The following is a 14104-nucleotide window of genomic DNA, read 5'->3' as shown; positions in this document are numbered from 1 at the left end:
AGGTCTCAGCCCATGTGCGGGTACGGGTAGTCGGTCGGCGGGACCAGCGTCTCCTTGATGGCACGGGTCAGCGTCCAGCGCATCAGGTTCTGCGGGGCACCCGCCTTGTCGTTCGTGCCGGACGCGCGGCCGCCGCCGAAGGGCTGCTGGCCGACGACGGCACCGGTCGACTTGTCGTTGATGTAGAAGTTGCCCGCCGCGTAGCGGAGCTTTTCCATCGTGTACGCGGCGGCGGCACGGTCGCCCGCGACGACCGAGCCGGTGAGCGCGTAGTCCGACACCGACTCCATCTGGGTCAGCATCGCCTCGTACGCGTCCGGGGCGCTGTCGTCGTAGACGTGCACGGCGAGGAACGGACCGAAGTACTCCGTCGTGAAGACCTCGTTGGCCGGGTCGGAGCACTCGACGACGGTCGGGCGCACAAAGTAGCCCACCGAGTCGTCGTACGTGCCGCCCGCGACGATCGTGCAGGTCGGGTCCGCGGCGGCCCGGTCGATCGCGGCCTTGTTCTTGGCGAAGGACCGCTCGTCGATGACGGCGCCGACGAAGTTCGACAGGTCGGTGACGTCACCCATGGTGATGCCGTCGACCTCCGCCGCGAACTCCTCCTTGAAGCCGGAGTTCCAGATCGAGGCCGGGACGTAGGCGCGCGAGGAGGCGCTGCACTTCTGGCCCTGGTACTCGAAGGAGCCGCGGGTCAGCGCGGTCTTCAGGACAGCGCGGTCGGCGCTCGGGTGCGCCACGACGAAGTCCTTGCCGCCGGTCTCGCCGACCATGCGCGGGTAGGTGCGGTACTTCTCGATGTTGTTGCCGACCGTCTTCCACAGGTACTGGAAGGTCTTGGTCGAGCCGGTGAAGTGGACGCCGGCCAGGTCGCGGTGTTCCAGGGCGACCTCGGAGACCGCGACGCCGTCGCCGGTGACAAGGTTGATGACGCCCTTGGGCAGGCCCGCCTCCGCCAGGAGCCGCATCAGCAGCACGGCGGCGTGGGTCTGCGTCGGGGACGGCTTCCAGACGACGACGTTGCCCATGAGCGCCGGGGCCGTGGGCAGGTTGCCCGCGATGGCCGTGAAGTTGAACGGCGTGATCGCGTAGACGAAGCCTTCGAGCGGGCGGTGGTCGAGCCGGTTCCAGACGCCGGGCGAGTTCGCCGGCGGCTGCTCGGCGAGCAGGTCGCGGGCGTAGCTGACGTTGAAGCGCCAGAAGTCGACCAGTTCGCAGGGACAGTCGATCTCGGCCTGCTGGGCGGTCTTGGACTGGCCCAGCATGGTGGAGGCGGCGAGGGTCTCGCGCCAGGGTCCCGAGAGCAGTTCGGCGGCGCGCAGGATGATCGCGGCCCGGTCGTCGAAGGACATGGCGCGCCAGGCGGGCGCGGCGGCGAGGGCCGCGTCGACGGCGTCCTGGGCGTCGGCCTGCGTCGCGTTGCGCAGGGTGCCGATGACGGCCTTGTGGTTGTGCGGCTGCACGACCTGGAAGGGCTCGCCGCCGCCCATGCGCTGCTCGCCGCCGATGGTCATCGGCAGGTCGATCGGGTTCTCGGCCAGCTCCTTGAGCTTGGCCTCCAGCCGGGCACGCTCGGGCGAGCCGGGGGCATAGCCGTGCACCGGCTCGTTGACGGGGGTGGGGACCTGGGTCACAGCGTCCATGAGTTCCGTACTCCTTAATGAGCGGGTGGTGGTGACGGCCGGGGGTCAGTCCTTGGTGAGGACCGAGCGGGCGAAGAACAGCAGGTTGGCGGGCTTCTCCGCGAGGCGGCGCATGAAATAGCCGTACCAGTCGGTGCCGTAGGCGGTGTAGACCCGCATGCGGTGGCCTTCGGCGGCGAGCCGCAGGTGCTCGTCGCTCCTGATCCCGTACAGCATCTGGAACTCGTACTCGCCCGGCTTGCGCCCGGCGCGCCGCCCCAGTTCCTGCGCGATGGAGATCAGGCGCGGGTCGTGGGACCCGATCATCGGGTACCCGTCGCCCTCCATCAGGATGCGCAGCACCCGGACGTACGCCTTGTCGATCTCCGGCTTCTGCTGGTGCGCGACCTCGGCGGGCTCCTTGTACGCGCCCTTCACGAGCCGTACGCGGCTGCCGTTCGCGGCGAGGCGGCGGGCGTCCGCCTCGGTGCGGAAGAGGTACGCCTGGATGACGCAGCCGGTCTGCGGGAAGTCCTTCCGCAGCTCCTCGTGGATCGCGAACATCGAGTCGAGGGTGGTGTGGTCCTCGGCGTCGAGCGTGACCGTGGTGCCGATGGCGGCGGCGGCCTCGACGACGGGGCGGACGTTGGCGAGGGCCAGCTCGTGGCCGCCGTCCAGCGCCTGCCCGAACAGGGACAGCTTCACCGACATCTCGGCGCGCGTCCCGAGGTCCAGCTCCGCGAGGCGGGCGACCAGCTCCAGGTAGGCGTCGCGGGCGGCCCCGGCCTGCTCAGGGGTGGTGATGTCCTCGCCGACCACGTCCATGGTCAGCTCAAGGCCCTTGGCCGTGAGGTCCTGGATGATCGGCACGACCTGCTCGACGCTCTCGCCGGGGATGAAGCGGTCGACGACCTGCTTCGTCACCGGGGCCGCCGAGACGAGACGGCGGATCCGGTCGCTGCGCGAGGCGGCGAGAATCACGGGACCCAGCACGGGGCACCTCCACACATGGCCGGACAACGGAGAACCACCGTGAAACCTAAGGATCGTTCCGATCGTCGGCCATCGACAGCTGTCACGCATCCGTGCCCTGGATCTCAGACAGATGTATGAAGCTGCGGGTGAGTGCCTCGGGAGATGAGGGAGACTGCCCGGGTGACGTCGGAATTCAAGGGTGACTACCAGGAGCTGGTCGACGAGATCTCGGAGCTGCTCGGCGCCCCCGCGACGCTGGAGAACCGCGATTTCGAGCTGATCGCCTTCGGCGCGTACGACAGCGAGGGCGAGCTGGACGCCTCCACCCTTGACCCGGTGCGGGCCCGCTCCATCCTCACGCGCCGCTCCACGGCGACGGTCCGCACCTGGTTCGAGAGTTTCGGCATCGCGCGGGCGAGTGGGCCGGTCCGGATCCCGCCGACCCCGGAGGCGGGCGTCAACCGGGGACGCGTCTGCCTGCCGGTACGCCATCGGGGTGTCGCCCTCGGCTATGTGTGGCTCCTGGCCGACGAGCCGGGCCCCACCGAGCGACAGCTCGCGGCGGCCATGGAGGTGACGCCGCGCATCGGCGCGCTGCTCGCGGACGAGGCGCAGGCGGGGGCGGACCTGAGCCGCGAGCTGCGGGCCGTCCTCACCGCCGGGAGCGGCTGGCAGCACGAGATGGCGGTGACGGAACTGCGCGACGCCCTCGGGCCGCGCGGCGACGGCTTGTTCGTGCTGGTCTGCGTGGCGCCCTGGCCCTCGGCGGACCCCGACGACGCCCCGTCCGTACGCACCATCCCGGGCGCCACCGCCCTGTGCACCCTCCCCTGGGCCACCACGACGACGACCACGGCCGACCAGAGCCTGGCCCTCCTGGTCCGGCTGCGCTCCCCGGAGACCCTGACCCCGGCGACGACGGCGGCCTCCCGCCTGCTGGAACGGGCTGAGGAGGTACGGAAGCCCGCGTCGCTCGGCCAGGCCGCGGCGGGAGGAATCACGGCCGGTCAGGGCTCGCCCGATCGGACCGCGGCCGGTCACGCCCCACTCGGTAGGACCACCGCCGGTCAAGAGCCAAGCCGGGCCACCGCCGGTCACGCCTCGCCCGGTAGGGCCGCCGCCGGGATCGCCGTGCCCCGTACCGGTCTCGCCGACCTCGCCGGCGCCTGGCAGGAGGCCTCGGCCGGTGCCCGCGCGGCACTGGCCGAGCCCCGGCTGGGGCCGGTCGCACACTGGGCGTCGATCGGCCCGTACCGCCTGCTGACGGCGCTGCCCCCGGCCGGCGCCCACGACCCGGCCGTGCGCCCGCTGCTCACCCCGGCCCACCGCGAACTGGCCCGCACCGCCGAGGTGTTCCTGGACTGCGCGGGCCAGGCGAGCCGCACCGCCGCCGAGCTGGGCATCCACCGCCAGACCCTCTACTACCGCCTGTCCCGCATCGAACAGCTCACGGGCCTCGACCTGGACGACGGCGAGGACAGGCTGTTGCTGCACATGGCGCTGAAGGCACGGCGCCTGTGACACCGCCGCACTGGTCGTGCGTCAGCCGTTCAGCGGGGGAAGCGCGACCGGAATCCGTCGAGATAGGCGAGCCTTCTGAGGAGTCGCGCGGGCTGCTCTCCCGAGTCGGCCTTTCCCTGGATCGGGAGCAGCGCCTCGTACGCCCTGTCCAGCTCCCCGCCCAGGGCGTAGGCGAGCGGCAGCCGTTCCTCCACGGACAGGGGCAGCATGGGCAGGCCCTCCTCGTAGAGGCGTGCGATGTCCAGGAAGCCGGAGTTCCTCCTGAGGAAGGGAACCGCCTCGTCCCGGACTGCGGCGCTGAGGGCCGCGACACCCCGGTCGACCGGCTCGGCGTCGCTGAAGACGACCTCGAACCAGCCGCCGGCCGGGCGGGTGTACCCGATGTTGGAGTGCGCCGACATCAGATGCTCCATGGAATCGCCGCACCACCCAGAGATCAGCTCTTCCATGTCGCGGAAGACCAGCCCCACCGCGAGACTCACCCAGACGTGGTCACGGGTCCTCTTCGTCGCGTCGGCGAACTCCACGAAACCGGAGACCCCGTCCCCCAGGGGCAGGTCGTACCGCTGGCGGCGGGCGGCTTTCGTGAAGCCCGACGTCAGCAGTTCGGGTCGGAGTGCCCGGTACAGAGCGCGTCTGAGGTCCGCTGCCGTCATGGTTTGCGATCCTAGGGCCGGTGCGAGGCGGTGCCGCGGAGGGATTCCGCGGCACCGCCTCCGTACGCCGGGACCAGAACGGGGGTTCCGGGACTAGAACCAGGTGACGTTGATCACGAACTCACCGGGATCCAGCCACTTCTCGGCGAGCGGACCGGCACCCGACCCGTAGGGGGTGCCTCCCACCTCCATGAGCACATCGTCGACGTCCCGCTGGCGCCAGCCGTACTGAGCCCTGGGTCCGTTCTTGACCTCGTGGAAGAAGAGGACGTCGTCCTTCTTGGTGGCCAGGTCGTACTTGCGGTACGTCCCCTTGGCTCCACGCTCCGTACCGGGCACCTGCACATGCACCTCCCGGCCGACGACCGTGTGCCCGCTGTCGACGAGTTCCGCCTCGGCCCGGTCGACGCCCTGCTTCCCCTTCACGTTGGGCGCGTCGCCGTTGACACACGAGTTGTGGACGAGGAGCTGCTCCGTCCCGGCCACCACGTAGAACGTGTGCAGGTCGGCGACCGTGAGGTTGTGGACCTGTTCGTCGCGGGCCGTCCATGCCTTCACCGCTGTGATCTGGACGTGGGTGCCCGCGCTCGTGCGGAGCCACATGCCCGGTTCCAGGTCCTCCGCGTCCAGCCAGCGCCCCAGCGCCTCGACCCAGAAGGGGTGCTCGTCGGTCGCGGTGACCGAGGCCGTCCGCTCTCCCTTGTCGCCGTCCACATCGAGCGTGACCCTGACCAGGTCCTTCTCACCCTGTCCGGTGATCAGGTGGGTGACCGGCTCGGCCTGTGTGCGGCCGGTCTCCGGGTCCGTGGCCAGGACCAGGTCGCCGGTCTCGACCTCCTCGACCGGCTTGGTGGAACCGTCGGCCATCGCGACCTCGGTACCGGGTACGAAGCTGTTCACCGGGCAGGGCGCGGACGGCGCCGGGTCCGCTTTCGCACCGCCCGCCAGTTCGTCCGCCTTGGTCGCCGTCCCCTTCCCCGCCTGCGCCGCGTCCTTGATGTCGTCGATCTTGGTCGCGACCGCGCCGACCACGTCACCGCCCTTGGTGACAGCCTGCCGGGCCAGGCCCACGCCGCCGGGTACACCCGGTACGACGGCCAGCCCCACGTCGGCCACCACACCCAGCGCGTCCGCCGCCGCGGACCAGTAGTTGCCTTCCCGGACGTTGCTGACGAAGCTCGCGGCGCCCATACCGATGCTGACGACCTCGATGGCCAGGTCGAGATAGGCCCCCGAACCGTCCGTGAACTTCAGCGGGTTGTTGCCCCCGTAGGTGTACGAGGAGAGGTTCGCCGGCGTGTACACACCGCCGTTCGGCGAGCCGCCCAGGTAATCCCCGAGCGCCGGGTCGGCGGACTGCCACAGGCCCGACCGCGCGTCGTAGTAGCGGTCGCCGTGGTACGTGTAGCCCGTCTCCTTGTCCAGTTCCTTGCCCGTGAACCGGTACGGGTTGTCAGCCCCCTTGTTCTCGTCGACCCAGATCTCTCCCGACGGGAAGTAGTCGAGGTGTTCCGCGACCCGGCCCTTCTCGTCCGTGCCGAACGACGTCGAGCCCAGCTGGTCGGAGTGGTAGTAGAACTGGTCCTTCTCGTAGAGCCCGAGGGGCTTGGCGGTCTTCGTCGCGATGCGCGTCGTACCGACGAAGACGTGCTTGAACTCCTGCAGGCCCCGCGTCGAGTAGTTCTGGTTCGGGTAGAGGTTCGTCTGCGCGCCGTCCTTGACGACCCGCTCACCGTCCGCGTCGTACGTGAAGCGGGCCGTCGGCAGCTTGTTGCAGGACGACGGTTCCTGGTCCACCGTCTCGAACTTCCACACGTCCAGGACACACGCCAGGCGGTTCTCCTCGTCCCAGACCTGCTGGCGGCGCGGGTGGCCGAAGGTGTCGGACTCGGTGTCGACCAGGTTGCCGCCCGCGTCGTACGACAGGGCCTCCGAGCCGACCTGTGAGGGTGCGTGCGGGCTCGGGCCCTTGTACGCGTAGCCGTGCGTGTAGGTCGTGGCCTTCTGCACGTGCTCGTAGCCGCCACCGCCGCCGTCGTCGTCGCCGCCGCCGCCGAGCACGATCGCGTGGCGCTGGGACTTGCCGGTGATGTTGTGGATCGTGTCGTACGTCGTCGACACCGCGTACGTGTCGGTCTGCTTCTTCGCGAAGGAGTACGAACCGGTCGCCTTCGTCAAGCGGTACAGGTTGTCGTACTCGTAGGTCTGGACGGTCGGACCGCCCGGCTCCGAGCTGTTCGTGGCGGGGTCGGGCGCGTTCTCCTGACGGGTGAGGTTGCCCACCGCGTCGTACGTGTAGGTCAGGTTCTGGAAGGAGTCGCCCTTCGGCAGCGTCGAGTTCAGCGTCGCCAGGCGGCGGTCCTCGGCGTCGTACGCGTAGGTCGTCGCCGTGCCGTTGCCCAGCTCGACGCTCGTCCGCCGGCCGAACTTGTCGTAGTCCAGGGACTTCAGATAGTCGTAGTCGTAGTGCTTCTTGGTGCCCGTCGCCGCGGTGACCTGGCCGCCGCTGTCGTAGGTGTACTTCAGTTCCTCGCCGTCGGGGTACGTCAGCGACAGGACCCTGCCGAAGCTGTCGTAGCGGTAGCCCGTCGTGAAGACGCTGGTCGTGTGGAGGGGGCCCGGCAACGTGCGGGTCTCCTGGACGACCTCGCCGAGGGGGCCGTACTCCCGCTTCACCGTTCCCGCCGCGTCCTCGATCTTCGTCACCCGGCCGGCGGCGTTGTCCTTGGCGCCCGGATCGCCGTACGTGTAGCGGACGCCGTTGTCCTTGAAGACCGGGTACTTCACCTCTTCCAGACGGTTGAAGTCGTACTTGTACTCGATCGCCTTGTTCTTCTTGGCCAGGTTCGCCGTGACCGTGCGGACCACGTTGCCCGCCGGGTCGTAGGCCGTCGTGGTGCGGCCCGTGTCCGGGCTGTCGACGACCGTGCGCCGGCCGAAGTCGTCGTACTCGCTCCTCGTCGTGTTGCGCCGGTCGTCCCCGACCTTCGTCAGCTGGCCCAGGGCGTCGTACTCGTACGACGTCCAGATCGGCGCGTCGTCCGCCTTCGCGCCCGGTTCCCGTACGGCGGTCTTCCGCTGCCGTGCGTCCGTGTAGGCGCGGGTCCGGTTCTCCTTCGCGTCGGTCGCCACCGTCTCGAACCGTGTCGCGCCGGACCGGTCCTTGCCGAAGCCGTACTCCAGGCTGGTGACCGTGTCGTCCGGCAGCTCCGTGCGCAGCGGGCGGTCCATGATGTCGTACGTGATCGTGGTCGGCCTGACCGTGTCGACGGCCGGGTTGAAGTCGGTGTTCGCGTCGCCCTTCGGCTCGGTGACCGGGTAGTACTGCTTCACCGCCCGGCCCAGCGCGTCGTAGACGGTGCGGCCGGAGACCGTCATCACGTCCTTGCCCGCGACCTCCGCGTCCTTCTTCGTCTGGACGACGCGGCCCAGACCGTCGACGAAGGTGACGGTGTCGATCGTGTCGTCCTTCACCTTGCCGTCCGAGGCGCGGTCCAGATGACGGGTGACCGCGAACGGGACCTTCGCCCCGGGGCTGTACTCGAAGGCGATCGTCGGACGGTCCGCCTTGTGGTCGTGCGGGCCGGTCACCGAGGCCACCCGGCCGACCTGGTCGTACGTGGTCACGACCTTCTGGTCGTTGATGTCCACGGACTCGGTCTGCGCGCCGAACCTCAGGTCGTACGCACCCGTCGAGCGGTAGCCGAAGCTGTCCTTCGTCTTCGTCACATGGGTGCCCGTCGGGCCGTCGTACTCGTACTCCAGCCGGTAGCGCTCACCCCGGTGGTTCTCCGGCTCCCGCACCGACTTCAGGGTGCCGGTGTCGTCGTACTCCAGGTCGGTGACCGCCTTCGTGCCGTCGGCGAGCCGGGCCGTGTGGCGGGTGACGTCACCCGTCGCGCAGTCCACCTCCGACTCGCGCGACCGCGTCTTCGTACCGCCGCCGTACACCTCGACCGCGCGTGCCACACCGACGATGTGGGTGTCGGCGCACTCGGTGTACCGGGTTCGCGTCTCCACGTCGTCCGAGGCGCCCGGTTCGCCGAAGTCGATCGTGCGGACGACGTTGCCGAGATCGTCGTACGACAGCACGCTCGACGTGCTCTCGCCGGGTTCCGCCTCGCCCTCGTACCAGCGCGACTGCGTCTTCGTCAGCTGCGGGAAGAGCGTGGCGCGGGTCGAGCGGCCGTCGGCGGGCTCGCCGGTGGCGATGTCCCGCAGCTCGTAGGTGTTGGCCGTCTCGGTGAACAGGGCGCCCGAACTGTCCGCCACCGTCTGCCGCTCGACGAGACCGCGCGTGTAGTGGCTGCCGGTCTCGTACCGCGTGGTGGAGGTGCGCTGCCCGTCCTGGACGGTGGCGACGCTGCCGTAGCCCCGGAACTCGCGCTCCAGACGGTCGTACACACCGTCCTGGTAGGTGAAGGCCAGCGACTGGGTGTCGGCGCCGTCGCCCGGCAGGTTGTCGTGCACCTTCGCGCCGCTGAGGAGCCAGCGGGTGCCCGGCTGGTCGTAGGTGTTCCCGTCGCGGGTGTAGTCGAGGTCGATGCGCGAACCCAGCGGCCTGGACACGGACTTGAGGAGGTTGGTGCGGCCCGTGCGGTTGGCGGCGACGGTCAGCTCGCTGTCCTTCGTGGAGGCCAGGTGGTCGGCGAGCCCGTCACCGTCGATGTCGCGCAGCATCTGCTCGGCGCGCGAGGCGCCGGTGGAGACGTTCGCGCCCGGGTTGGTGATGACGCAGCCGGTCACGAACAGCGTGCAGAAGGAGACGGTGAAGTAGGCGCCGCCGCCGAGCCGGGCGTTGGAGTCCTCGTTGATCCCCTCCAGGCTGCCGTTGAAGGGCACCGGGGCGGCGAAGCCGGAGCCGGTGTTGAGCGCGACCCTGATCGGCTCGCCGGCCAGGACGCGGTCGGCGCGGCCGTCGCCGTTGACGTCGACCAGGGAGTTCTTGGTCGACGACGAGGTCTGCTCGAAGGAGGCACCGCCGCCGAAGCCGTAGAAGTCGGTCTCGAAGCCGATGTTGACGCCCGCGCTGGAGCTGGCGCCCTCGTTGAGCTTCCCGCCGGGCCAGGGTTCGGCGGCGGCGAAGCTGTAGCCGAGGTTGAGGGCGGCGCGGCCGTCCTCGTAGACCCGGTCGGGCAGGGTGTCGCCGTTGATGTCCAGCAGGTCGAAGCGGGCGTCGGACGAACCGGTGCCGAGGTTGCCGCCGACGCCCAGCGGGGGCATGTCGTTGCCGGACGTCGCCGTGTTGGCGGTGCCCGAGGCGGGCGGCGCGGCGTGGCCCCGGCCGGTGGTGACGGTGCGGGCGGCGCTGCCCGCGTTGGCGTTGCCGCTGACGGTGTCCGACTCGCGCACCGCGCCGCCGGGGACACCGCCCCTGGTGGCGCCGAGCACACCGGTCGGTTCGGTGTACTGCACACCGGAGGAGCCGACGACGTCGGGGTAGCCGTCGCCGTTCATGTCGAGGTAGTCGAGGACGCCCTGCGAGGTGCCGCGGGCGATGCTGCCGCCCACGCCACCGCCGAGCGAGCCGGTCAGCGAGAGCTGCTCCGACTCCGAGATCCGGGGCACCGCCTGCACGGAGGCCAGGGATCCTGCGGTGGGCAGCCCGATGGTCTGGCCGCCGTAACGCGACCCGGCGACCTGTCCCGCGGCGACCCAGACGTCACCGGAGGCCCAGCGGCCCCGCTCCGGGTCGGGGGTGAGGGGCACCACGTCGGGCGGGGCGATCCGCGGGTCCTTCTCGAACTCCTCCCGGTCCCGGTCCGCGTCGACGTCGTCGGGCAGCCGCGCGGGGATGGCCTCGCCGGTCAGGTCGCCCTGCTCGACGGGCCGTTCGGCGCGGTCGCCGTTGCCGTTGTAGCCGACGGCGGCCCAGCCGCGGTACGGGCGGGCGAAGGTGCCCTCGGTGGCGCGGGTGTGCACGGTGGCGGCGACGGTGTCGTCCCCCACGGTCACCTGTGCCTCGCTGACGCGGGAGCCGGTGACGTCGAAGTACAGGGCGTCGCCCGCCTCCGTGTCGACCTGCAGCGACTGCGGTTCGGAGCCCGGTTCGACGGTCCGCTTCGCGAGCAGCGCGCCGCGCTTCTTCACGGTGAGGACCACGCTGCCGCCGGAGCCCTCGACGCGCGGGGTGACGGTGAGCGTGCCGCCGGGTGAGGTGTACGCGCGCTGTACCGCTCCCCCGGTCGTATAGGTGTCGATGTCGTAGGGCGGGCTGAACGTCGCGTCGCCCTCCGCGCCCTCGGCCTCGGTGTACTCGGCCTTCGGCGCCCATTCCAGCCGGGTGACGTCGACCGGTGAGTCCGTCTTGATCCGCCAGGACAGTTTCTGTCCCTTGGTGACGGTGACCGACGTGTCGAGGTCGAAGGTCCCGGTCTCGGCGGCGCCGATGGTCCGCTCCACCACGGGGTCGCCGTCCCGGGTGACCAGGACGGTGACGTCGTCGGTGGTCGCCGCCATCTTCTTCAGGTCGCCGGTCAGGCGCAGGGTGCCCGCCGCCGGCACGTCGACGCTCCCGGCGCGTCCGGCGAGGGTGAAGTCCTCGGACGCCTTGTAGGAGTGCAGGGGCAGGCCGTTCGCGTCGGTGGCCTCGAACCCGGCGTAGACGATCGCGGGGTCCCAGGCGACCTGGTCGGCGGCGCCGTCGAAGACCGAGCCGACCCGGAAGTACAGCTGGTCGCCCCGCTCCACCTCGATCGCGCCGACGCCCTCGGGTGTGCGGGGGGCGTGGTCGTCCTCCTGGACGCGGGCCGACCACAGCTCCCGGTCCTCGTGCTGGACGGCGACCCGTACGCCGTCGGGGTCGGCGAACTCCGGGAGCGGGCCGTCGACCTCCTGGAGGGCCACGGTGCCGGTGACGGCCACCGTGCCGTCGTACGGCGCGGTCCAGGTGCGCACCGAGTCCACCAGCGGGAAGGAGGCGATACGGCGCTCACGCTCGGCGGTCAGGTCGGGCAGCGCTCCCGCCACGTCGGCGGTGCCCGTGCCGATCGGCGCGGGGGTGTCCGCGGCCGACCCGTAGGTCACCTCGCCGTCCGCGCCGACCCGGCCGAACAGCACGGCGGCACCGTCGACGAGGTCCACCACGCCGTCGGCGTTGGCGTCGGTGAAGTACCGCTGGGTGGTCGAGACGGTGCTGACGTGGTCGAGTTGCTGGGCGCCCGCCAGATAGCTCTCGATGCCGGCGGTGCGGCTGCTGGAGGACTCGCGGAAGATGCCGGGGAGGTTGTGCAGCGCGGTCGTCGTCCCGGCGAACTTCGGCTCACCGCCCGGCCGGGAGAGGTTCTTGCGGAAGACGTACCCGTCGCCGCGCTCGAAGACCTTGTCGGGCAGGTTGTCGCCGTCCACGTCGAGGAGGGCGAGGAGACCCTCGTCGGTGGACCGGTTGTAGCCCGCCTTGACCCCGGCGGAGCCGCTCTTCGAGGGGTTCGTGCCGAAGCCGACGTACAGGTGTCCGCCGGCGCCGGTGGAGGTGTTGCCGTTGAGCGCTCCGGCCTCGCCGGCCCCCGACCGCACGCCGTCGACCCGGCCGTTGCGCACGTTGTCGTCCGGCGAGGACCAGTCGACCCTGGCGAACGCGTCGTACGCGCCGTCGGCGTCTCGGATGTCGTCGTAGTACGAGAACGCGTGCTCGTTGAAGACCTTGCCCTCGGCGTCGAGCTGCGCGACCGACTTCAGCAGCGTCTTGTGGAACGCGCCCTCGCGGTAGGCGAGTTCATAGCCCCGTACGAACTCGTCGTGGTACCGCACCTCGACGCGGCGCAGCAGGTCCGCGGTCACCCGCTTGAAGCCGCCGCGCGCGTCGATGGACACGTCCGCGCGGCGCGGCTCGTCCAGTTCGCGGTCGCGCACGAAGGTCACGGTGTAGGGGCCGTCGCTGTCCCCGTGCCCGGTGTAGGCGATCTTCTTCACATACAGTGCGCGGCCGGCGACCGTGCCGCCCGCCACGCCCGCGTCCTCGACCGGCGTGTAGCTGTAGCGCACCGTGTTGCCGTGCGGGTCGCGCACCTCGCGCAGCGCCCAGGAGAAGATGCTGCCCTTGTCGTCGGTGAGCACGGCGCCCTCGCCGCCGTAGACGTAGCGGACCCCGGACTTGTCGGTGACCTCCCAGCCGTACGACTTCGGCGAGTCACCGGTGCGGACGATGCGGGCGAAGCCGCCCTCGACGCGGGTGTGGAAGACCTTGTCGCCCTCGGCGCGCGGCTGGGGTTCGGTGCGGTGCGCGACAGGGGTGAGCTGTTCGCCGCTGAGTGTGTACGTCTCGGTCTCCTTGTCCGCGTCGTAGCGCGGCACACCCCAGCGGGTGTCGATGGAGACCGAGGGTGTCGTCAGCTCCCAGCCGCTGCCCAGCCAGCCGTCGGCGGAGGCCGAGGAGTAGCCGAGGGAGAGCGAGGGCGCGACTCCGGCCCGGCCCGGCGGAAGCTCCAGCGGGTACGCGAGCCGGGCGTCGCCCTGGCTGTTGGCGACCGGGGCGTCGATCTGGTTGACGCCGGAGGAGGGGTCGGCGGCCTGGATGCCCTTGATCTGGTTGGGGTCGTGACTGACCTGCTCGGGGCCCTCGGGTGCCGTGACGGTGGCGTTCACCATGTCGGTGAAGTGGTCGGTGCGCGAGACGACGACCTGCTTGTCCTGGTCGACCGCGATCCGGTCCAGGGGCTGCCAGCAGCCGGCCGCCTCGTCGAAGTAGAAGGTCCGCACGTCGTCGGGGGTCAGCCCGACCGCCTTCACCGCGTCCGGGTCGTACGGCAGGGTCACCGTGATGTCGGTCTCGAACGTGTGCGGGGTCGGCGTGAACCGGTAACCGCGCGGCCCCTCGGTCACGTTGTCCATGCCGGAGCCGAGACCCGGCATGCTGCTCTCGCTCAGCGGCTGGACGCCGACCTCCGTCGGCCGGTCCACCGCCTCCGGCGCCAGCGCCGCCTCGGCGCCGTCGCGTGCGACGCTCCTGGTCACCCCGGTGTCCGGGAGGACCCACTCCTTCGTGACCGGAGCGGACTCCGCGGCGATCGGCCCCTTCTCCGACGCCTGGGACCCCGGAACGCAGCCGCCCAGCGGCTGGACCGCCGCCGCGGGCGCTGTCCGCTCGGCCTGCCAGACGCTGCCGGAGAGCAGCGACACGAGCAGGGCGAACCCTGACAGCATCGGCAGAAAGCGTCTGTGTCCTCGTCTATGTCCCCACACCCGACCGGCCATGAGCGCGACCCTTCAGCATCAGCTAACCCGGTAGTTGAGCTGTTCTGGAGGCACATCCGGTGGGTTTCACATCAGATTGTCAGTGCACAGAAAACACACACCGAACACACATCACCCACATAGTGGGATCGGCAT

General features: G+C 70.5%; 5 protein-coding genes. 1 reads left to right on the top strand and 4 read right to left on the bottom strand.

What is annotated here, in order from left to right; all coding sequences use genetic code 11:
* Positions 1-5 precede the first annotated feature (5 nt).
* Together pruA and ACLVWQ_RS24995 are read right to left on the bottom strand one after the other, a co-directional pair.
* Complete coding sequence (gene pruA, locus ACLVWQ_RS25000) at positions 6-1646, bottom strand: L-glutamate gamma-semialdehyde dehydrogenase (protein ID WP_414111405.1); 1641 nt, start codon at positions 1644-1646, stop codon at positions 6-8.
* A 45-nt stretch (positions 1647-1691) separates the two neighbouring features.
* Entirely contained in the window at positions 1692-2618 is a 927-nt protein-coding gene (locus ACLVWQ_RS24995; protein ID WP_414111404.1) for a proline dehydrogenase family protein, read from the bottom strand.
* Positions 2619-2780: 162 nt separating this feature from the next.
* On the opposite strand from ACLVWQ_RS24995, the gene ACLVWQ_RS24990 reads away from it, so the two are divergent.
* The gene (locus ACLVWQ_RS24990; RefSeq protein WP_414111403.1) at positions 2781-4121 is read left to right on the top strand and encodes a PucR family transcriptional regulator; all 1341 of its coding nucleotides are present in this window, start codon (positions 2781-2783) and stop codon (positions 4119-4121) included.
* A 29-nt stretch (positions 4122-4150) separates the two neighbouring features.
* On the opposite strand, the gene ACLVWQ_RS24985 is transcribed toward ACLVWQ_RS24990, so the two are convergent.
* On the bottom strand, positions 4151-4777 hold the full coding sequence (locus tag ACLVWQ_RS24985; RefSeq protein WP_414111402.1) for a hypothetical protein: 627 nt from the start codon (positions 4775-4777) through the stop codon (positions 4151-4153).
* A gap of 93 nt (positions 4778-4870) precedes the next feature.
* A complete protein-coding gene (locus tag ACLVWQ_RS24980; protein WP_414111401.1) occupies positions 4871-13918 on the bottom strand; it encodes a SpvB/TcaC N-terminal domain-containing protein in 9048 nt (3015 codons plus the stop codon).
* Positions 13919-14104: the final 186 nt, after the last annotated feature.

It is taken from the genome of Streptomyces sp. CWNU-52B (genome assembly GCF_047444975.1).
GTDB lineage: Bacteria > Actinomycetota > Actinomycetes > Streptomycetales > Streptomycetaceae > Streptomyces.
The sequence above is the reverse complement of the archived record's forward strand: the minus strand, read 5'-3'. Positions and strand labels throughout refer to the sequence as shown.

Bases quoted from the DNA above. Each gene is read 5' to 3' on its own strand.
- pruA (WP_414111405.1), bottom strand. From the start codon at position 1,646: ATGGACGCTGTGACCCAGGTCCCCACCCCCGTCAACGAGCCGGTGCAC.
- ACLVWQ_RS24980 (WP_414111401.1), bottom strand. From the start codon at position 13,918: ATGCTGTCAGGGTTCGCCCTGCTCGTGTCGCTGCTCTCCGGCAGCGTC.
- ACLVWQ_RS24985 (WP_414111402.1), bottom strand. From the start codon at position 4,777: ATGACGGCAGCGGACCTCAGACGCGCTCTGTACCGGGCACTCCGACCC.